Origin of the sequence: Nocardia sp. 2TAF39, from assembly GCF_052114905.1 — a bacterium.
Lineage (GTDB): Bacteria > Actinomycetota > Actinomycetes > Mycobacteriales > Mycobacteriaceae > Nocardia.
This window is the reverse complement of record NZ_JBFRFQ010000045.1, coordinates 1-19992: the sequence shown is the minus strand read 5'-3', so window position 1 is coordinate 19992 and position 19992 is coordinate 1. Positions and strand designations below refer to the sequence as shown.

Annotated in this window: 21 protein-coding genes and 1 tRNA gene; 13 read left to right on the top strand and 9 right to left on the bottom strand. The window is 67.1% G+C overall.

The genetic code is table 11. The features are described from left to right. Positions 1 to 3: 3 nt before the first annotated feature. From AB4Z47_RS24115 to AB4Z47_RS24105, 3 genes are all read left to right on the top strand, one after another. Entirely contained in the window at positions 4 to 1062 is a 1059-nt protein-coding gene (locus AB4Z47_RS24115; protein ID WP_441953791.1) for a heme/hemin ABC transporter substrate-binding protein, read from the top strand. After that, positions 1059 to 2147 (top strand): FecCD family ABC transporter permease, encoded by a 1089-nt coding sequence (locus AB4Z47_RS24110; protein ID WP_441953789.1) that lies wholly within the window; start codon positions 1059 to 1061, stop codon positions 2145 to 2147. The genes AB4Z47_RS24115 and AB4Z47_RS24110 overlap by 4 nt, the downstream gene beginning before the upstream one ends. A 103-nt stretch (positions 2148 to 2250) precedes the next feature. After that, on the top strand, positions 2251 to 3114 hold the full coding sequence (locus tag AB4Z47_RS24105) for a heme ABC transporter ATP-binding protein (protein ID WP_441953787.1): 864 nt from the start codon (positions 2251 to 2253) through the stop codon (positions 3112 to 3114). A 26-nt stretch (positions 3115 to 3140) separates the two neighbouring features. Here the strand turns inward: AB4Z47_RS24105 and AB4Z47_RS24100 are convergent, their stop codons facing one another. From AB4Z47_RS24100 to AB4Z47_RS24090, 3 genes are read right to left on the bottom strand one after another with little or no spacing between them, the layout of a single operon-like run. Beyond that, positions 3141 to 5234 (bottom strand): MMPL family transporter, encoded by a 2094-nt coding sequence (locus AB4Z47_RS24100; protein ID WP_441953785.1) that lies wholly within the window; start codon positions 5232 to 5234, stop codon positions 3141 to 3143. 18 nt (positions 5235 to 5252) lie between these two features. After that, the gene (locus tag AB4Z47_RS24095) at positions 5253 to 5786 is read right to left on the bottom strand and encodes a hypothetical protein (protein WP_441953783.1); all 534 of its coding nucleotides are present in this window, start codon (positions 5784 to 5786) and stop codon (positions 5253 to 5255) included. A 6-nt stretch (positions 5787 to 5792) separates the two neighbouring features. Further along, complete coding sequence (locus tag AB4Z47_RS24090) at positions 5793 to 6149, bottom strand: hypothetical protein (RefSeq protein ID WP_441953781.1); 357 nt, start codon at positions 6147 to 6149, stop codon at positions 5793 to 5795. Between the two features lie 152 nt (positions 6150 to 6301). Here AB4Z47_RS24090 and AB4Z47_RS24085 point away from each other — a divergent pair, with 152 nt between their 5' ends. From AB4Z47_RS24085 to AB4Z47_RS24075, 3 genes are read left to right on the top strand one after another with little or no spacing between them, the layout of a single operon-like run. Further along, a complete protein-coding gene (locus tag AB4Z47_RS24085) occupies positions 6302 to 7360 on the top strand; it encodes a YncE family protein (protein WP_441953779.1) in 1059 nt (352 codons plus the stop codon). Next, positions 7360 to 7656, top strand: coding sequence for a DUF5703 family protein (locus AB4Z47_RS24080; protein ID WP_441953777.1), 297 nt, complete (start codon positions 7360 to 7362; stop codon positions 7654 to 7656). The genes AB4Z47_RS24085 and AB4Z47_RS24080 overlap by 1 nt, the downstream gene beginning before the upstream one ends. A gap of 4 nt (positions 7657 to 7660) precedes the next feature. After that, positions 7661 to 8737 carry a quinone-dependent dihydroorotate dehydrogenase gene (locus AB4Z47_RS24075; RefSeq protein WP_441953775.1) on the top strand — a complete coding sequence of 359 codons (1077 nt, stop codon included), beginning with the start codon at positions 7661 to 7663 and terminating at the stop codon, positions 8735 to 8737. Positions 8738 to 8768: 31 nt separating this feature from the next. Here AB4Z47_RS24075 and AB4Z47_RS24070 read toward each other — a convergent pair whose 3' ends face one another. Further along, complete coding sequence (locus AB4Z47_RS24070) at positions 8769 to 9158, bottom strand: hypothetical protein (RefSeq protein ID WP_441953773.1); 390 nt, start codon at positions 9156 to 9158, stop codon at positions 8769 to 8771. An 830-nt stretch (positions 9159 to 9988) separates the two neighbouring features. On the opposite strand from AB4Z47_RS24070, the gene AB4Z47_RS24065 reads away from it, so the two are divergent. Together AB4Z47_RS24065 and AB4Z47_RS24060 are read left to right on the top strand one after the other, a co-directional pair. After that, on the top strand, positions 9989 to 11443 hold the full coding sequence (locus AB4Z47_RS24065) for a PfkB family carbohydrate kinase (RefSeq protein ID WP_441953771.1): 1455 nt from the start codon (positions 9989 to 9991) through the stop codon (positions 11441 to 11443). Further along, positions 11440 to 12207, top strand: coding sequence for a GTP cyclohydrolase (locus tag AB4Z47_RS24060; RefSeq protein ID WP_441953769.1), 768 nt, complete (start codon positions 11440 to 11442; stop codon positions 12205 to 12207). The genes AB4Z47_RS24065 and AB4Z47_RS24060 overlap by 4 nt, the downstream gene beginning before the upstream one ends. 174 nt (positions 12208 to 12381) lie before the next feature. Here AB4Z47_RS24060 and AB4Z47_RS24055 read toward each other — a convergent pair whose 3' ends face one another. The 5 genes from AB4Z47_RS24055 to AB4Z47_RS24035 form a co-directional block, all read right to left on the bottom strand. Beyond that, complete coding sequence (locus AB4Z47_RS24055; protein WP_441953767.1) at positions 12382 to 12804, bottom strand: hypothetical protein; 423 nt, start codon at positions 12802 to 12804, stop codon at positions 12382 to 12384. A 161-nt stretch (positions 12805 to 12965) separates the two neighbouring features. After that, positions 12966 to 13535, bottom strand: a complete 570-nt coding sequence (locus AB4Z47_RS24050; RefSeq protein WP_441953765.1) for a hypothetical protein — start codon at positions 13533 to 13535, stop codon at positions 12966 to 12968. A gap of 232 nt (positions 13536 to 13767) precedes the next feature. After that, on the bottom strand, positions 13768 to 14301 hold the full coding sequence (locus AB4Z47_RS24045; protein WP_441953763.1) for a YbhB/YbcL family Raf kinase inhibitor-like protein: 534 nt from the start codon (positions 14299 to 14301) through the stop codon (positions 13768 to 13770). A gap of 20 nt (positions 14302 to 14321) precedes the next feature. Then, positions 14322 to 15683: a M20/M25/M40 family metallo-hydrolase gene (locus tag AB4Z47_RS24040; protein ID WP_441953761.1), complete on the bottom strand. Its 1362-nt coding sequence runs from the start codon at positions 15681 to 15683 to the stop codon at positions 14322 to 14324. Between the two features lie 571 nt (positions 15684 to 16254). Then, positions 16255 to 16602, bottom strand: a complete 348-nt coding sequence (locus AB4Z47_RS24035) for a winged helix-turn-helix transcriptional regulator (RefSeq protein WP_441953759.1) — start codon at positions 16600 to 16602, stop codon at positions 16255 to 16257. A 146-nt stretch (positions 16603 to 16748) separates the two neighbouring features. On the opposite strand from AB4Z47_RS24035, the gene AB4Z47_RS24030 reads away from it, so the two are divergent. From AB4Z47_RS24030 to AB4Z47_RS24010, 5 genes are all read left to right on the top strand, one after another. Continuing rightward, on the top strand, positions 16749 to 17618 hold the full coding sequence (locus AB4Z47_RS24030; RefSeq protein WP_441953757.1) for an NAD(P)-dependent oxidoreductase: 870 nt from the start codon (positions 16749 to 16751) through the stop codon (positions 17616 to 17618). 148 nt (positions 17619 to 17766) lie between these two features. Beyond that, positions 17767 to 17851: transfer RNA gene (locus tag AB4Z47_RS24025), tRNA-Leu, on the top strand. A 109-nt stretch (positions 17852 to 17960) separates the two neighbouring features. Continuing rightward, positions 17961 to 18425 carry a hypothetical protein gene (locus tag AB4Z47_RS24020; protein WP_441953755.1) on the top strand — a complete coding sequence of 155 codons (465 nt, stop codon included), beginning with the start codon at positions 17961 to 17963 and terminating at the stop codon, positions 18423 to 18425. Between the two features lie 664 nt (positions 18426 to 19089). Then, a complete protein-coding gene (locus tag AB4Z47_RS24015) occupies positions 19090 to 19386 on the top strand; it encodes an effector-associated constant component EACC1 (RefSeq protein ID WP_327116956.1) in 297 nt (98 codons plus the stop codon). An 11-nt stretch (positions 19387 to 19397) separates the two neighbouring features. After that, a complete protein-coding gene (locus tag AB4Z47_RS24010) occupies positions 19398 to 19847 on the top strand; it encodes a caspase, EACC1-associated type (RefSeq protein WP_441953752.1) in 450 nt (149 codons plus the stop codon). Positions 19848 to 19992: the final 145 nt, after the last annotated feature.

The following is a 19992-nucleotide window of genomic DNA, read 5'->3' as shown; positions in this document are numbered from 1 at the left end:
TGCATGAGCACTGCAGCAACGGTGGGTGGGCGTCTCGGCCGAGTCCGAACCGGAGGGTTGCGTGCCGTCTCCGCCGTGTTCGCGGTGGGTCTGCTCCTCGGTGCGGTCGCGTGCGGCGCCGAGGGCGGGACGTCGCACAGGGGACACGGGCCGTCGACGGCGACGCTGAGCGATCTGGACCCGGTGCCGATCGGATCGGAACCGACGCCCGCGCTGCCGGTGACGGTGCGCTCGTTCGACGGCACCCAGGTCACCGTCAGCGACGCGGGCCGCATCATCGCTGTGGACCGCTATGGCACCCTCGCCCAGATCGTCTACGCGCTCGGTTTGGGACCGAAGCTGGTCGGGCGCAGCACCTCCGCCGCCTTCCCCGCGGTGCGGGATGTTCCCAACGTGGCAGGCGGCAACGGGTCGCTGAATGTGGAATCGGTTCTTGCGCTGCGGCCTTCGGTGTTCCTGACCGACACCACCAGTGCCGCGCCCGCGGTGCGTGAGCAGCTGCGCGCGGCCGGTGTCACGGTCGTCTACTTCGATCCGCAGCGCACGATGGAGGGGGTGGTGCCGCAGATCGAGGCCGTCGCGGGCGCGCTCGGCGTGCCCGACCGCGGGCAGGCGCTGGCGCAGCGCACCCGCGACGAGATCGCCTCCGCGAGCGCCGCTGTGCCCGCCAAGGATCCGCAGCTGACCATCGCGTTCCTGTATCTGCGCTCCACCGCCATCATGATGCTCGCCGGACCTGGGTCGGGCGCGGATGCGCTGATCGCCGCGCTCGGCGCGCGCGACGCCGGAACCGTCGCCGGGTTGACCGAGCCGTTCACCGCGATCACCAGCGAGGCCATGATCGGGGCGGCGCCGGATGTGCTGCTGGTGATGTCGGACGGTTTGAAATCCGTCGGCGGAGTCGACGGGCTGCAAAAGGTGCCCGGCATCGCCCAGACCCCGGCCGGCCGGGACAAGCGCGTGGTGGACATGTCCGATGCGGTGCTGCTGAGCTTCGGACCCAACACCGGCCGGGTGATCGCGGCGCTGAGCGAGGCCGTGTACGGCACCGAGCCCGCATGAGTTCCTCGGCCACGAAGCCGGCGGGGCCCACGGTCACGCCGAAGTCGCGCGGCCGCTCGCGGGTGGGGATCGTGTTCGCAGTGGCGATCGCCGGGCTGGTCGTGCTCGCGCTCGCGTCGGCGGCGATCGGTCAGGTGCCGACGACACCGGCCGAGGTGGCTGGCAGCGTCCTGCACCGGATCGGGCTGGAGTGGGGGCCGATGCCGGCGCATCCCGCCGGGGAGGTGACGCTGTGGCAGGTGCGGTTCCCGCGGGTGGTGCTGGCGATGCTGGTCGGCGCCGCGCTCGCGACAGCGGGTGCGCTGTTACAGGGGGTGTTCGCGAATCCGCTCGCCGAACCCGGGGTGATCGGGGTGTCGGCGGGCGCGGCGGTCGGTGCGGGAACGGTGATCGTGGTCGGCGGCGCGTTCGTCGCCGCATGGTCGGTGGCCGCGGCCGCGTTCGTCTCAGGGTTGGCGACCACGTTGCTGGTGTATGTGCTGGCGCGTTCCAACGGTCGCACCGAGGTTGTCACGCTCGTGCTCACCGGTGTGGCGATCAACGCGTTCGCGGGCGGGTTGATCGCGTTGTTGTTGTTCGTCGCTTCCCCGGCGGCTCGCGACCAGATCGTGTTCTGGCAGTTGGGGTCGCTCAATGGTGCCACCTGGGAATCCGTCGGGGTGGTCGCGTGCCTCACTTTCGTCGGTGTGGCCGCGTCGGTGCTCATCGCGCCCCGGCTGGACCTGCTCGCGCTCGGTGAGTCCGCGGCGCGCCATCTCGGTGTCGACGTGGAGCGCTTGCGCCGCAACGTGATCGTCGTCGTCGCCGTTCTCGCCACCGCTGGTGTCGCGTTCACGGGGATCATCTTGTTCGTCGGCCTCATCGTCCCGCACCTGGTGCGGATGCTCGTCGGCCCCGGCCACCGCGTCCTGATCCCGCTCAGCGCCATCGTCGGCTCCGTCGTCCTGCTCGCCGCCGACGTCGCCGCGCGTTCCTTGATCGACAACGCCGATCTCCCCCTGGGCATGCTCACCTCGCTGATCGGCGGCCCCTTCTTCTTCTGGCTGTTGCGCCGCACCCGAGCACGCTCCGGTGGCTGGGCATGACCCCCCGCGTCCTCCGTCGAGTGGCACAGGGCTGTGGCAAACGCCGAGAATCCCTTTCCTCGGTGTGTGCCTCGATCGGTGGAATTTGTGCGGGAGGTGGTCGGTGAGCGGGGTGCGGTACGGGTTGGGTGGGGTGTTCGCTCGGGTGAATGAAGTGCCGGTGGCGCCGGAGCGTGGCGTGGTTACGGTGCGCGCGGTCGGGGTCAGTGTGGATCGGCGCGGGGGCGGTGGGCCACACAGTCGGCGTGTGCTCGAGGGGATCGATTTCGAGGTGGTCGCGGGGCAGGTCGTGGCGCTGGTGGGCCCGAACGGTGCGGGCAAGTCGACGCTGTTGGCTGCGCTGGCCGGGGAGCTGACGCCCAGCGAAGGAGTGGTCGAGCTCGATGGGCGGGCGTTGGCGCACTGGTCGCCGTTGGACATGGCGCGGCGGCGGGCCGTGCTGCCGCAGAGCCACACCGTCGGATTTCCGTTTACCGCACGAGAAGTGGTGGCCATGGGCCGCGCGCCTTGGGTGCGCACCGAGCGCCGCGAATGCGACGAGGAGCAGATCGCCGCCGCGATGGCCGCCACCGACGTGGAACACCTTGCCGCCCGGTCGTTTCCGACGCTGTCCGGCGGTGAACGTGCCCGCGTGGCGCTGGCCCGTGTGCTCGCCCAGGACACCGGCACCCTCCTGCTGGACGAGCCGACCGCCGCACTGGACCTCGGCCACCAGGAAGCTGTGCTGCGCCTGGCCACCGCTCGCGCCGCCGCGGGCGCCGCCGTGGTGGTGGTCCTGCACGATCTCGGTATCGCTGCCGCCTATGGCGACCGGGTCGCCGTTCTCGAATCCGGTCGCATCGCCGCCGACGGCCCACCCCGCGACGTCCTCACGACCGCCCTGCTCACTCGCGTCTACCAACATCCGGTGGAGGTACTCGACCACCCGATCACCGGCGCCCAGTTGGTCCTGCCCGTTCGCCGCTGATCAGGTTCGCCCCACGCGACGTCGAGCTACCGCCAGATCATTTTCAGAACGGCAGGCGTCAAAAGCATGCGGATCACGCTGGCGTCCAGGATCAGTGCCGCGATCATGCCGTAGGCGATGTATTTCATCAGCACCAGGTCGGAGAACCCGAACGCGCCGGTGACCACGATGAGAATGGCGGCCGCGGAGGTGATCACGCCGCCGGTGTGGGCGATGCCGGAGCGGATCGCTTCCGGCGCGGAGGCGCCCTCGGCGCGCGCCTCCGACACCCGCGACAGCAGGAATACCTCGTAGTCGGTGGACAGCCCGAACACGACCGTCACGATCAGCGCGAGCACCGCGAACATCAACGGTCCCGGCGTGAAATGGAAAATCCCCGCGCCGTGCCCCTCGACGAACATCCAGGTCAGCACACCGAGGGTCGAGATGAGGCTGAGCGCGCTCATCGCGACGGCCTTCAGCGCGAGCGCGACCGACCGGAATGCCGCGTAGATCAGCGCCAGCGCCGTGGACACCAGGATCGCCAGCAGCATCGGCAGCCCCTTCAGCAGGCCGTTGATGCTGTCGCGTTCCAGCGCGGGCACTCCGGCGACCATCACGTCGACCCCGGGCGGTTCGGGGAGAGCCCGCAGCGCCGCGATCACCCGGTCCGCGTCGCGTTTGTCTGCGAGCCCGGCGGCGAGCACGTTGATTCCGTCCGTGGTCGGCGCGGAGGGCTCGAACCGTCCGGTCAGCCCGGCGACCTGGTTGGCGGCGAATCGGATGTCGCTCAACTGTTGCGGGTCGGCGCCCACCACCACGAGTTTCAACGGCTCGGTACGGAAGCTCGGGAACAGCTCGTCGAATCGTTCCTGCGCGAGCCGCGCCGGACTGTCGCCGGCGAGATAGCGCTCGCTGAGTCCGCCGAACTCGATGTGCCGCAAGGGGATACTCAGCGCGAGCAGCCCGAGCACGATCGAAACCGCCACCGCGAGCGGGCGCCGCATCGCCCACAGCGCGAGCCGGGAGAAGAACCCGGCCTGGATCCGCGCTTCGGTCCTGGTGCGGGAGAACTGTTTCCACCCCAGGAAGTCGATGCGGCGTCCGACGATGCTCAAGGCCGCCGGCAGCGCGGTCACCGACAGCAACGCCGCCAGCAGTACCGAACTGATGCCGCCGTAGGGCACCGAGCGCAGCACCCCGATCGGGAAGGTGAACAGCGTGCCGAGGCTGATCGCGATGATCGCGGCTGAGAACAGCACTGTGCGCCCCGCGGTCGCGACGGTACGCGCGGTGGCCTCTTCCACCGTGTGTCCGGCGGCGAGCTCCTCCCGGAAACGGGTGACGGTGAACAGTCCGTAGTCGATCGCCAGTCCAAGACTCACCAAGGTCATGACGGCGTTGGCGAAGACGTTGACGGCGATGTAGTCGGTGAGCAGGCGCAGTCCGCCCTGCGTGCCCAGGATTGTCATGCCACCGATCAGCACCGGTAGCAGCGCCCCGATCACGCCGCCGAACACGAAATACAGCAGGATCGCCACGATCGGCAAGGCGATGACTTCCGCGCGTTTGATGTCGTGCTGCATGCCGCTGTTGATGCCTTCGACGACCGGCTGCAACCCGGCCTGCTGCACCGTTGTGCCGCCGGGGCCGCCGCCGTCGGGTCCGGCGCCGAGGTGGTCTTTGATGGCTGCGTAGTTCTCCACGGTCGCGGTGCCCGCGCCGCGCAACCCGACGCTGGCGAATGCGTGGGTGTGCGAGGCGTCGGTGGCCTGCGCGGAAAACGGGCTGTCCCAATAGCTGTCGATCTTCCGGATGCGGTCGGGATAGGTCGCCAGCAGGTGTGCGAGTTGTTCGGTCACCGGTCCGCGGACAGTGGGGTCGTCGACTGTCTTCCCCTGCGGGGCGGTGTAGAGCAGGATCAGATCGCTGTCGGTGTCGCGCCCGAAGGTGCTGTCGGCCAGTTCGGCGGCCGCGACCGATTCACTGCTTTCATCGAACCAGCCCTCCTGGGTCAGGCGCCCGGACAGATCGCGGCCGTACCACCCCGACACCAGCACGAACAGAACGAACGCGGCAAGCACCAGGAAACGGTTGCGGTGGACGAACCGTCCCCACCGCAGCGATCCGGACCTCAGCATCGAGTCGCGGAGCGCGGGCTAGCCGCAGGCCGGTGTGCGGTAGTCGGCCGAGCGCAGGATGCCGCACAAGTCGCTGCGCGAGATCTTCCACTTGCCGTCGACGAGCACGAAGTGCACGACGGTGGTGCGCACGACGGCGCCGGTGCCGTCCTTGTCCAGCCGCATGGTCGCGGTGAGCGTGCCGTCGTGGTTGTCGAAGACGGGGTCGGTGACGCCGTAGACGGCGCGGGGGTTGTCCTGCAGCGCCTTGTACATGTCGGGGATGGCTTGGCGGAAGGCCTCGCCGTCCTCGATCAGGTCGGTGCGCTCGCTGTCGGGCAGTGCCGGGTCCAGTGCCCTTTTGATGTGGGCGTCCAGCTCGGCGGCGGTGGGCAGCGGCCGGTGCGCGGCGCTGGCGGAGGCGGTGATCGAAGCCGACAGCGATGCGTTCGCCGAGGAGCGCGCGGCGTCGACAGCGGCCTCGTCCGGGCCGGTGCTGCAGGCCGCGGCGACGGCTACCAGCAGCAGGCCTGCCGCGATCCGGGCGTTCCGGGGAAGCGGTGTGTCAGTCATCACTCTCTACATACCATCGATTACTGCGCTGATTCGTCCCAGCAGGGCTCGCACGGTCGTGACGTCCCGGTCCGCGGCGGCCGCGGCCGGTGTGGCGTCGGGGATCATATCCCGCACCAGCGCGATGATACTGCGTTCGTCGTCGAGGTCGATGTCGGTGACCCTCGCCTCGGCGACCGCCACCACGTCTTCCGGGGCCGGAACGGCGCTGTCGAGGTCGCGGCGGTAGATCTCCAGCATCAGCGTCGAACGGACCGTGCGGAACGCGTAGGGGCGGCCGTCGGCTGTACTGCCGAACCCGTGTGCGTAGGCGCCGACGGTGATGTCATCGATGGTAAATCCCGACGGATTGTCGGCTTTCAACCGGAACTCCCTGATTCGGACACTGTGTGGATCCACCGTAACCCCGATTACCGACATTCTGCTCGAGCAGAGACCCGGTCGGTCGGTCGGTTACGTCATCATGGTCAGATGGTTCGGTTGCGGAAGATTCGTCGGTAGAAGGAGTTCGGTGGATGCGCCCTCGTGGCTCGGTCTGCTCGGCATTCGCAGGTGTGGCGTTGCTGGTGCTGCTGGCCGGATGCTCCTCCGGCACCGGCGGTGACGATCAGCCGACCAGGGAACCGGCCACTGCCGCGGTCGCGCCCGCCGCGAGCGCGCGGCCTGCGGGCGAGGTTTTCGCGTTCGCGAATCCGGTCGGCGGACTGCTCGCCGAGGCGGGCACCGGGCAGCTGGTCGCGCTCGACGCGAGCGGCGACACCACCGCCATGTTGTTCGTCGTCGATCCCGCAACGCTCACCCGGGTCGGTCCCGGAGGTATTCCGGATCCCGCCATCCGCACCCTGCCGCTGCCCGCACACGGGGCGGGTCTGGCTCGAGGCAAGCCGGGCGAAGTCCTGGTTCCCGCGGCGAACCGCGTCTTCCGCGTGGACCTCCTGACCGGCGTGGTGACGGAGATACCGGTCGACGGCGATGCCAAGTCGGTGCATCAGCGCGAGGACGGCTCGCTGATCGTCGGCACCGCGGACGGCAAGGTCCGCATCGTCTCCCCCGACGGCAAGGTCGCCGAGACCGTGTCGGGTCTCGCCTCCGCCGACGCGGTCGCGCTCACCGGTGAACACGTCTCCGTGCTCGACCGCCGCCAAACCTCTTTGACCCAGCTCGACCTCGGTGCAGACCGTCTCGGACTGGCGCTTCGCGCGGGCGACGGCGCCACCAACCTGGTCACCGATCCATTCGGCCGCATCGTCGTCGCCGACACCGCGGGTAACGAACTGCTGGTCTATAGTGCTGGACCGCTCGTGCTGCGTCAGCGTTTCCCGGTAGGATCGTCGCCTTACGCGCTTGCCTACGACCAGCGGTCCGACACCGTATGGGTGACGTGTACACAGAGCAACGAAGTCGTCGGATTCGACCTGTCGACGGGTATACCGGAGGAAGTGGGCCGCTACTCGACCGTCCGGCAGCCGAACTCGGTGGCCATCGAGCAGCGCACCGGTGACTTGTTCGTGGGGTCCGCGACCGGCGACGGTCTGCAACGGATCGGTGCGGACGATCGGAAGAGAGGGCACTGATGGCTCGGACACCGCGCGCGGGCGACGATTCCGCGGCATCTCCCGATCCGACGGCGCATCGGGCGCGCAGGGGTGCCCTGCCCGCGGGTTGGGAGACCACCAGCGACGACTACGAGTACGTGCCGCTGCGCCTGCCACCCGACGTGACGCGGGTGACCGCGTCCATGCGGCTGACGATCCAGGCCGAGTTCGGCGGCTGGGAGCTGTCGCGGGTGCGGGCCTACACCGACGGCAGCAGGCGGGTGCTGCTGCGCCGACGAAAATCCGCAATACCTCAGCCCGAACCCGGAATGTGAGCCGATGTACGCTCTGCTACTACGACTGATGTTCCTGGTCCCGCCGGAACGCATCCACCACCTGGTCTTTGCCGCCATGCGGTTCGCCGCCTGGTTCCCGCCGCTGCGCTGGGCGATGACCAAGCTGCTCACCACCGATGACCCTGTCCTGCGCGGCACCGCGTTCGGGGTCGAGTTTCCCGCGCCGCTCGGTCTGGCCGCCGGTTTCGACAAGAATGCCGACGGCGTCGACGCGTGGGCCCCGCTCGGGTTCGGTTTCGCCGAGATCGGCACTGTCACCGCCCAGGCCCAGCCGGGCAATCCCGCGCCGCGGCTGTTCCGGTTGCCCGCCGACCATGCCTTGATCAACCGGATGGGTTTCAACAACTACGGCGCCGCCGCTGCCGCCGAACGGCTGCGCGACCGTCGCGGCGGCGTGCCGATCGGCGCCAATATCGGCAAGACGAAGATCGTCGAGCCCGACGACGCGGCCGCCGATTACGCGACCAGCGCCGCCCTGCTCGGTCCGCACGCCGACTACGTCGTCGTCAATGTCAGCTCGCCCAATACCCCCGGCCTGCGTGACCTGCAGGCCGTCGAATCGCTGCGGCCGATTCTGCGGGCGGTGCTGGACCGTGTGCGGGTGCCGGTCCTGGTGAAGATCGCCCCGGATCTGTCCGACGAGGACATCGACGCGGTCGCCGATCTCGCCGTCGAGCTCGGTCTGGCGGGCATCGTGGCCACCAACACCACCATCCGCCGCGATGGGCTGCGCACAGGTCCTGTCAAGGTTGCCGCCATGGGCCCGGGCGGCTTGTCCGGCGCACCGGTCGCCGACCGTGCCCTCGAGGTTCTGCGTCGCCTGTACGGTCGTGTCGGCGATCGTCTCGTGCTCATCTCCGTGGGCGGTATCGAAACCGTCGACCAGGCATGGGAACGCATCCTTGCCGGCGCTACCTTGTTGCAGGGCTACACCGGCTTCATCTACGGCGGCCCGTTCTGGATGCGCAAGATCCATCGTGGTCTCGCGGATCGGGTGCGCGCCGATGGATATCGCAGTATCGGCGAGGCCGTCGGCGCGGGGCACATCGCCCACGCTTGAGGTCGGGCTGTTCGCGGCGCGGCCGATCGGGTCAGCCGTGTACCAATGGTGGTTCGGTGCTGTGGGTGCGCAATCGTCGGGTGCGCGGGCCGGGCCCCGGCGGCGCCGTGTCCCCTTCCGGTCGCAGGTCGTGGTTCAATCTCGCCGCCATCCGCTTGGCGAGCAGGATCACGGCGTGTTCGCGCAGGATGCCCAGTTGGTCGGCATAGATGTCGGCGCGGGCCTGGATCATCCGGTCGTGTACCCCGTACGGGTCGCTGAGCAGTTCGTCGAGTTCCATACCCGCTTGCGCCTGGGCACGGGTCAGTGGCCGGTTCGGCAGCCAGCTCAGCCGCCATACGTCGGTGCCCTCGCTGTCGCGGTAGGCCGACTCCGGGGTGAGGTCACTGGTCATCGTCCATTCGGTGGTGTGAACGGTCATCGTTGTCTCCGGTGCAACAGATGGAGTGAGGCCGGCTCCAGGGTTTTGGGATCGATGGTCACGAATGCCTCCTGTCGTGCATCCGCTGAGGCAGCGCGATCGATGCGTGCTGCAGGGTGATTCCCTCTGGGTCGGCGCACGTGTGGGCCGACGGGTCCGTTGCCGAGCCGGGGCGTTGAGCAGTTCGCTCAGGTCTGTTCCGGCTCGCGCCTGTTCGCGGTTGAGGCGGTGGGTTCACCAGTTCAGCCGCCATGCCTGTTCCTCGCTGCCTGCCCGCCACGCCATTCAGGATGGCGCTGCTGGTCGTCGATCGGCTGTTCGCGTAGGTCGCCACGGTCGGCTCCGCGGCGGACGACTTGTCGCCGAGGCGCACCGATCGCAGGAGGGTGTGCCCGGCCGGGCCGACGCACGGGCGGCCTGTAGGCGCTTCGCCGCTGCGGTGGAGCGGGCGACGACCGAGCGGATTGCTGCAGGTGAGTTGGGCGGCGGCTGGTTTAGTCCACCACCGACTTCGCCACCAGCTCGGTCTCCGGTCCGGCGGGGCGGTGTTGCCGTCGCCGTCGAATCTGCCATATCAGGAGAATCACTTTCATCACCAGCCCTCCCGAATTGCCTGGTGCTGCGATGGGGATCGCCACATCCAGTGTGGCATTTGCCGTTCCCCGAGCGCAATTGCCGTTGTAATTTGGAAATTGACAGTTCGCCGGCTGGCTAAACCCGAGTGGCCGACGTGAGCGCGGCGCACCGACGACGCGCCGATCGAGGAGGGGGCATTCGCCATGGTCCCGCAGGACTCGGGGATGGTTGCCGTTCGCAATATCCTTACGCGGTTGTGCAAACGGTCCGGACTGAGCTCGGAACGGTTGCGCAGCACCGAGATCGATGTGCTTCCGCTGCTGGATCTGCTCGCCGTGCGCCAGTACGCGTGGCGCGCCGGCATGGCACGGGAGGAGGCGGTGCTGCCGCTGGTACAGGAGCTGGTCCGGCGGTTGGAGCCCACCAACCGGCTGATCGTGGACGCGGAACTGTCGTTGGGACTGCTGCGTGAGCATCCGCCCAACGGCGTGAACCTCGACCGCTTGTACGCTTCGGATCTGGGCGAACGACGCGAATATCTCACCCAACGCTGGGAGGTGCTGCACGAAGCCATAGGGGCGCAACGGATTCCCGCCGCGCCGACGGTGCGGTCGCTGCGTGCGGCACCTGAGCACCGTGCGTTCACCGAACTGGCCTCCCTGCTGGCAACGGCGTCGGTGTTCGACGGCGCGCCCGTCCTCGACACCATCATCGCTGCATCGGAAACAACGGCGAGACAGTTGGTTTCGGCGAAGTCCCGCGGCGCGGTGACCGTGATCGGTGACGCGGTCATCGACCACATGTACCTGGTCGACCGGATTCCCGGCCCGGGCGGCACCGCCTGGGGAAGTTACGAGGAGCATCCCGGCGGCAAGGGCCTGACCCGCGCGGTCGCGGCCGCCCGGCTCGGCCTGGACGTGCGCCTGATCTCGGCGGTCGGCGACGACGACGCCGGAAGTCGCATTCTCGAATACCTGCGCAGCGAACGGGTCGACACCGAATTGGTCAAGGTGGTGCCGTTCGCGCCGACGCCGGTCACGTCGGTGACGATCGCCGGCACCGGCGCGGCCAGCACGATCGGATGCAAGGACGAGCGAATCCGGTTGAGCGCACAGGATCTACGCAGTGCGGGCGTCCGCAATGCGCTGGTCGGGTCCGACGCAGTACTGCTCACCTTCGAACAACCGACCGGGGTGATCGAGCAGATCATGGCGGAACTACGGTGCTTGGGAACCCGGCCGCTGGTGGTCGTCCACCCGGCGCCGCCGCTGGATCGCCCACAGTACCTCTACCAGTATCTCGGCGCAGTGGACTATCTGGTCGGCGCGGACAAGGAACTGGGGGCGCTGGCGATGGTGCCGGAGAGCACGGTCGGCTCCGGTGCGCAGACCGCGACGCTGCTGCGTGCGCTTGGGGTGCGGTCGGTGTGCGCGATTCAAGACTTCCGGTGCGCGGTGTGGTCCGACCAGGTCAGCGGTGAATTCCAGCCGTTTCCGACCGCATTGGAGGACTCGGTCGGCGCTCACGCCGCCTTCTCCGCCGCGCTGGTATATCGTCTCGTTTCGACGCGCCGCCCCGCCGAACGCAACGACTACGTCTGGGCGACCGCCGCGATGGTGGCGACGCAATCGGTCGGGGATGTCCCCGGCGCAATGCCACTGGTGAGTGAGGTCGAACGGATATTCCGACTCGCTACGGAGGAGCATTGACCAGAATTGTGTCCGGCCTTGCCGATACCGATCACCGGTTCGGTCGCAAGGGGCATGATTTGCGAGTTCGTGTGGTGGAACTGGACGAGGACAACGAGCGGGGCCACCTGTTGATGTTCGGTGCGGTCACCGATGGATGCCTGGTCAGGGTGCACTCGCGCTGCCTATACGGTGAGGCGCTGCGGTCCGACGACTGTGACTGTGGGCCCGAGCTGGACAAGGCGCTCGATCTGATCCAAGCTGCGGGGTGTGGGGTACTGGTCTATCTGGAGCAGGAGGGCCGCGGCGCGGGACTGATCGCGAAGGCGCTCGGCTACCGCGAGAGCGAGTTGTCGGGCACCGATACATTCGCCAGCTACGAGAAGCTGGGCTACCCCGCCGACGCCCGCACCTACGCTGCGACCGCGCGCGCTCTGGCGGATCTGGGCCTGCGTTCGGTGCAGTTGCTCACCAACAATCCAGGCAAGGTCGAAGCTCTGCGGCGGGCCGGTTTGCACGTCACCGTGGTGCCGCTGCGGACCGAGGTGCTCAGTGAGCGGGCCCGCGACTATGTGGAGGCCAAACGCAGGCGTCGCAAGCACTGGATTCCTACGGATTCCGCGCCGTGGGCGGTCGAGCCGGATATCTCGCAGCTCCCCCGGCCCGTCGACGAGCCGGCGGTGGTCGCGAGCGACGGTGACGTGCCGTTGGCTGTCGATCCGCCGGGCGAGACCGTCTACGCACAGCCGGGCTCCGCATCGGCCCCGGATCTCATCGGCGCGTAGAGGTTTCTCCAAGCCGACCGGCCAACGCGAGTCAGCCATGGACGCTGGCGTCTTCTCGCTGGGCAACTAGTTCACGAATGCCTGGTTCAGGGACTGGCTTTCAGTCCGTGAACTGCTTTTGTCGACACCGGCGCTCAGCAGACGGCATCTGAGAGGATGTCTGACAGGTCGGCACTACAGCTGCGCCATGGCGAAGCCGACGAGTAGGACGCAGAAGGCTCCGATTTCGCCGACGATCAGAGCGGCTAGCACGAAACGCGCCGAGGGTGGCGGGTTGCGCATTTGATTGTCGGTCTCACGCCGCAGCCCGAGCCGGATATAGTTCGCGATCGTTACCACGAACAGCAGGATCATCGCCGCGGCCGCACCGAAGTTCACCGCAGACGGCCAGCCGGACAGTTCGACGAACATCGCGATCAGCCCGGTCGCGAACGCGTACAGCAAGGCGGCTCGGTGGGCGATGTCGACGTAGGGGTGTGCCAAGCCGTCCGGCGAGTTGGTCATCGCCTGCCATTTCCACACACCGAGAACCAGTGCCCATAAGAAGATGAGTCCAGAGAAGAACAGCACCAAGGCTGTTTCCGTGCGGATATTCATGTTCGGTCCCTCATCAGTCAAGCAGGCGGCCCGCGTGGGCCGCCGTTCAGCGGTAGCGTACCTCCTCCGGGCGGTCTGGGCACCAGCAACCAACTGCCGCTACGCGATCCACCTGATCGGACGTGACTGTCCGGTCCGTCGATACCGGGCGGCAAAGCCGCTCACGTGAATGTGAGTCCGAAATGCGCGCCCAGCTGATTGAGCAAGCCGGGGTCGCCGAAGACCGCTTCCCCGTTCACGTCCTCGTCCCCGGGATCCACGGCACAAAAACGCTCGGAGGAGTTTGCAGGGATTCCGGCGAGGTAGGTGGCGAAGACGAGTCCGGCTTCGAAAGCCTCGTCCTCATCTCCGGGATATACCGGCCATGACTCGGTCTCGCCGTTACAGTCGAACTGGAGCTGCCGGTCCGCGTCGTTCTCAACCAGTCGCACGTTGGTGATGGTCACCAAGCCTCGGCTGCAGGAGGCGATCGACTGCAACTCGGCCTGATACCATTCCAGCCGTTCGTCGTCGGCCTCGTCGATGCCGCGAAACGTCTTGTAATCGAACGAGTATCGGATCTCCAGTTCGCTGAGCAGACTGAGCACGGCATCCTGGGCCGTGTGGCCGTAGTAGCTCAGCGGCTCGTCGAGTACGTCCGGCTCGAAGGTCTCCCGAGGTGTGGACCGGTCGACAAGACCGAGCTCGACGATCATGTCCACCACCTCGCGGACGGTGCGTTCGGAACCCATCAGTCCTCCTCTGTGCCTTCGTCTCGGAGCGGCCGGGCAGAGGATATCCAGGTCCCGCGAAACGCCTCCCGTCCTGAATTGTCCCCATTTCTGGGAGGTCTTTCCCGTCTGAAATCCATGCCCTCGAAAGGCGACCAACTCGGGTGACGGCGGCCTGCAGATGGAGCCGCTGCATGCAGAAAGCGCTGCGGGCCTGAGCGTTTCGCCCAGGACCACAGCTCGTGTCCGAGTTCTACTTCTGCTCGTAGGTGCCGATCAGGGTGGCGCGGGCAAGCGTGTGCGAGAACAGGTTGAAGCCGAGGTAGGCGGGCGTGGCGTTCTCATCGATGCCGAGACTGTCGACGTCTACCGCGTGCACGACGATGAAGTAGCGGTGCGGGCCGTGCCCAGACGGCGGCGCGGCGCCGACGAAGCCGTGGAATCCGCCGTCGTTGCGCAGCGTGATCGCCCCGGTCGGAAGGGCTCCGCCCTCCTCACCGCTGCCCGCGCCGCTGGGCAGCGAGGTGACGCTCGCCGGGATGTCGGCGACCGCCCAGTGCCAGAACCCGGACGCGGTGGGCGCGTCCGGGTCGTACACCGTGACCGCGAAGCTCTTGGTCTCCGCGGGGAACCCCGACCAGGACAACTGCGGCGAGATGTCCTTGCCTCCAGCGCCGAACACGCCGCTGACCTGGTCGTTGCCCAACGGGTGCCCGTCGGTGGCGTCGTCGGAGGTGAGGGTGAAGGACGGTAGTTGAGGAAGCGCGTCGTACGGGTTGTAGGTCATGGAACCTCTTTCGGATCGGTTCAGCTGTGCAGTAGGAAGTGTTCCAGCACCCGGGTGCCGAATTCGAGAGCCTCCACCGGAACCCGCTCGTCGACGCCATGGAACAGGGCGGTGAAGTCCAACTCCGGCGGCAGCTGCAGCGGCGCGAAACCGAAGCAGCGAATCCCCAAGCGGGCGAACGCTTTTGCGTCCGTGCCACCAGACAGCATGTAGGGCACGGTGCGGCCGCGTGGATCGTGGGCCAACACCGCGTTGTTCATTGCGTCGACCAGGTGGCCATCGAAGGTCGTCTCGTAGGAATCGAGTTTGGTGATCCACTCGCGTTCGACGTCCGGGCCGATCAGTTCGTCCACCTCACGCTCGAACGCCGCCTGCCGTCCCGGGACCACGCGGCAGTCGACCACGGCTTCGGCGGTCTGCGGGATCACGTTGGCCTTGTAGCCCGCCTGCAGCATGGTCGGATTCGCGGTGTCGCGCAGTGTCGCGCCGATGATGCGGGAGATGGTGCCCAGCTTGGTCAGCTGGCCCTCGATGTCGGGACCGGACGGGTCGAACGCCAACCCGGTCTCCTCGGCGACGGCGGCCAGGAACTCGGCTACCGAATCCGAAAGCACGAGCGGGAAGGTGTGTTTGCCCAGTCTCGCCACTGCGGCCGACAGGATCGTCACCGCGTTGTCCTCATGCAGGAACGACCCGTGACCGGCGCGGGCCTTGGCGCGCAACCGCATCCAGCCCAGACCCTTCTCGGCCGTCTCCACCAGATACAGCCTGCGTTCGGTGCCGTCGGGGCGCGGGACGGTCAGCGAGAACCCACCGACCTCCCCCACTGCCTCGGTGATGCCCTCGAACAGGTCGGGCCGGTTGTCCACCAACCACTGCGAACCCCACTTGCCGCCGTTCTCCTCGTCGGCCAGGAACGCGAAGACCAGATCGCGCGGAGGCACGGTGCCCTCGAGCTTGAACTGGCGGGCCAGCGCCAGCATCATCCCGACCATGTCCTTCATGTCGATCGCGCCGCGACCCCACACGTAGCCGTCGCGCACCGCGCCCGAGAACGGGTGCACGCTCCAGTCGGAGGCCTCGGCGGGCACTACATCCAAGTGCCCGTGGATCAGCAGCGCACCCCGGGTGGGATCTGCGCCTTCGAGCCGTGCGAAGACGTTGCCGCGCCCCGGCGCCCCGGATTCCACGTACTCGGTGGTATACCCCGCCTGATTCAGCTGATCGGCCACCCACTGCGCGCACTCGCACTCGCCCTTGGTAGTGGCCAGGTCGCCGGTGTTGGAGGTGTCGAAGCGGATCAGCGTGCTGACCAGCTCCACCACTTCCGACACCGCGCGTGAGCTTCTGTTCGGATCGATTCCTTCGCCAGTTGCGGACACGTCCCCTTTCCTACCACCTGGCGGACGAGCCGCGGTGTGTCCTCCCGCCCGTGCCGGGTCCGCGCGCACTCGGCTGTAGTGGGTAATCAGCCTGCTCGAGGCTCCGGCCGGATCCGCATCATCCTGATCGTAATCGGTGCCCTCCCGGGCCCTGCTGGTCGAATCCCGGGTCGGGCCGTCGAATCCGGTGATCCGGCTGCGATAATCTCGTCGCAATCGCTCCGGAGTACGGAGCATCGTGCACCGCCTCCACCTGGTCGATCCACGCGAACGGGATGCGGCCACGCGGGGTCGAATGTGACAGCAACACCGCGACGGCCCATCAAGGCCGTAGCCGAACCTCCCATCCCCAAGCTGGGGATCGGGTGCGGTTCGTCGGCGATATCGCCGAGCTGCTCGGGCACTTCATCACCATGCTGCCGCTCACATTGTCCAGGGCGCTCGATGGCCCCTGCGGCATCTCCAACTGGCCCCATGGTGGCCCGTCGGTTCGTCGATTCATTACAGCCGAACGCGACCACAGCCGCATCGACAACTGTTCGGGCGCACAACGATAGGCAAGTCAGTCCGACTAGTGCACGCGCGCCGCGCCGATTCGATCTATGCGGTCACGACCCCAAGCGCCCAAAGGTTCCAGAGCGCCGTTGAGCGCGACCCCGAGAATCGTCAGGCGGTATTCGACCCGGGGTGGCACCTCGCGATAGACGACCCGGCTCACGATTCCGTCCTCCTCCAGTTCGCGCAGCTGCTGAATCAGCATCTTCTCCGAGACTCCTGGCAGGCCCCTGCGCAATTCGCCGAAGCGCCGTACGCTGTGGGTCGCCAGATCCCACAGAATCAGCGCCTTCCACTTGCCGCCGACTACGTCCATCGCGGCGTCGATGCCACAGAAATATGGCCCGGATCGCTTCGCGCTCATCGTCCGACCTCTCTACCTGCTTACACACCGTTTGGTAAGTACCAGACAAAATAGTAGGTACTTGCCGGTCCGTCGGGCAAAGGGCAATCTTGGGTTTCAGCGCGCTGACCACGACGTTTTCGACTTTCCAAGGAGTTGAACCCGCAATGGCGGAGACTACGAACACCCCGGTGGTGATTCTGGGGCTGGGCGCGATGGGTAAAGCGCTGGCCGCAACGTTCCTGAAGGCGGGCCTGCCGACGACGGTATGGAACCGCACGCCTGGCAAAGACGCCGACCTCGTCGCGGCCGGAGCTGCCGCTGCGGCCACCGTCGACGAAGCGATCCGCGCGGGAGGTCCGATTTTCACGGTCCTGCTCGACCACGCGTCAGTGCACGCCACCCTGGACCCGGTGGCCGACCGGCTGGCTGGACGGCGGCTGATCAACTTGACCAGCACCGCTCCTGGCGAGGCTCGTGAACTCGCGGCCTGGGCGGCCGAGCGCGGCAGCGCCTACCTCGACGGCGGAATCATGGCAGTACCGTCCATGGTCGGCCAGCCTGGCGCCTCGATCCTCTACAGCGGTTCACGGGAAGTCTTCGACGCCCACCGTGAGACCCTCGAATTGCTCGCCTCCGCAGAGTACTTCGGCGACGACGCGGGATTCGCGTCAACCTACGACTTCGCCCTCCTCGCGGCCATGTATGCGATGTTCGGCGGCTTTTTGCACGGCGCGGCCATGATGCGTTCGGTCGGCGTATCGGCAGCCGAGTTCGGTGAACGGGCCGCCGCATGGGTCGCCGCAATGACCCAATCGCTTCCGTACCAGGGCCGCGTCATCGACGCCGACAACTACGCCGACCCTGTCCAATCCATCACCTTCCACAAATCCGCACTCGATGCGATCAACCGCGCCAGCCGCGACGCGGGCGTCACTGTCGACTTCGTAGCTCCCCTGAAGTCCCTCCTCGACCGCCAGGTAGCCGACGGCCACGGCGCCCTCGCCTTCGAACGCACCTTCGAAGAAATCCACTGACACACCCCCGCGAGTCGTGCGCCCGAAACCAACCCTTCGGCCGCACGGCTCGCGCGGCGCCGCCGCGCCGAAGCCGGCCGAGTATCTCCAGGTCCAGGCGCGATTTGGTCCACGCGGAGTGATCCGATAATCTTGCTGAGCACCATCGGTCCGGGTGGCGGAATGGCAGACGCGCTAGCTTGAGGTGCTAGTGCCCTTTATCGGGCGTGGGGGTTCAAGTCCCCCTCCGGACACAAAAACAGGGCGAATTTACCCAATCCGGGTGTCAGGGCAATGCCCTGACACCCACCTCTTTCCCATCCTCACTGACCTGCGGTTTTCCGCTTTCAGGGGTGGGTTTGTGTGACTGAGAACACACTCGCGGCGGTCATACCGCTTCTCGTGCCCGGCACCACCGGTCGGTTCCCTGCGGGGCAGTCGGGTTCCGGTCTGCCGCTGCCGCGGATTCGTGAGCACCACGAACAGACCGGCTTCTACTCGATACGCCCGATCGATACGAATGGGCGGGTGATGGACCGGGCACTACTCGATGTGCTCGCCTGGAAGCCAGGTGATCGGCTGCGCTGGCGCGTGCACGAGGACCTGATCATCATCTCCCGCCCCGGCTACGGAACGGTCGGTGTCACCAAACACGGCCACCTGCGGCTGCCCGCGGAATCCCGCCACGCGGTCGGTCTGGTCATCGGCGCCCGGGTGCTGCTGGCCGCCGACCCGACCCACGGCATCCTCGTCGTCTACCCACCCGAGGTCCTCGCCGAGATGGCCGCCTGCCGCTTCGCCGGCGCCGACGACGGAGACCTGTCGTGAACGCCGGCGCGGCCCGCGCGGCCGACATCGCGGCGGCGCTGCGGGTCTTGGACGGGCTCGGCCTCAACCCCGCCGACCTGCACACCACACCGCCACCACGCCCGCCCGCACCCACCTTCGCCGAATTCATCCCAGCCGTCCACGACGCAATGCCCGCCGGACGGACCCACCTGCTCGGCTTGGGCGAGGGCCATGGGGCTGGATCGGGTGGCGATCCGGATGACGCGCTGCGGCATACGCCTGACCCTACAGCCGCCACGCCCAGGCACCGACAACCAACCCGGAATCCCAATTCAGCAGGCCCACATGCAGACCCGGCTGGACACCAATCTCGGTCAGGAACCGCTGCACACGCTCCGGTGGCCACGTCGACTCGTCTACATAGCAGATCGAAACGCTGTTTGACCAGCGTCGGCGCACCGTACTCGGCCGCGTCGGAAAACTCGACCGCGACAGGTTAATTTAAGGCCGTCTAACAACGCGATTCGTTGGCAGAGCCTGGCGATGAGTAGCATCGCCATCCGCGTCGTCCACCTTCAGGTTCGATGTCTTCTAGATGAGGAGCAAACTGAGGCGGCACGATGTTGCGATCGACGACGGAGGGGACACAGTGATTGACGCAGAGCTTCGTGCGCTGGGAAGCCGTGATCCATACAATGAGATCTTGTCTCTGCGAGACTGGTTGGCCCAAGAGCCCGAGTTCCGTGGCTGCGTCCAAGCCCGGGACGCGGTGGTGCAGCCCGAGCATATGGGGGCACTGGAGGATGTGCTGATCGTGGCGCTGGGAGGTGGCGGCGCGGCGACACTTCTCGCCAAGTCGATCTCGATTTGGCTGCAGCAACGTCGCTCCGGGATCAGCGTTCGTATCACCGCACCCGATGGCACCAACATCGAGGTCACCGGTGAAGGGCCAGCGGCTGACGAGATCGCCAAGGTTTTCGGCCCAAGCGCGCCAGAGTGAGGAGATAGTCCATGCGGTTGCCGGACGGGCCCCGCTCCCAATTGGTCCTGATCGGCACCAGCCAATACGAGGACAACCATCTGCCCAATTTGCCAGCCGTGCGTCACAACATCGAGGACCTGAAAACTGTCCTGACGGGCAGTGCAGGTGCAGCATTCCCCGAAAAGAACTGCGCGTCCGCCGTTGACGTCGCCGATCCGGGATCGATCTGGCCGCTCCTGCAAGGGGCTGCCGATGTCGCCGAGGACCTACTGCTCGTCTACTACGCCGGGCACGGGGTGCTGGATCAGCGAGGCCGCCTCTACCTGGGCCTTCCGCGGACAGCAAAGAAGGCCTACCACTGGACGTCCTTGGACATGAGTCACATTCGTGAAGTGATGGCCGAGTCCGGCGCCCATAACAGGGTGCTGATCCTCGACTGTTGTTTCTCCGGCCGGGCATATGAGGCAATGGGGGGCTGAGGTTCACCCCGGGTAGTGGACACCGAGTTAGCAGGATCGATGGTTCTGCTGGTAGGGATGTCCGTTATGCCTCCTCGTAAGCGTCGGTCGTTCTCGGCCGAGTACAAGGTCGAGGCTGCTCATCGGGTGATCGATTCCGGTCGCT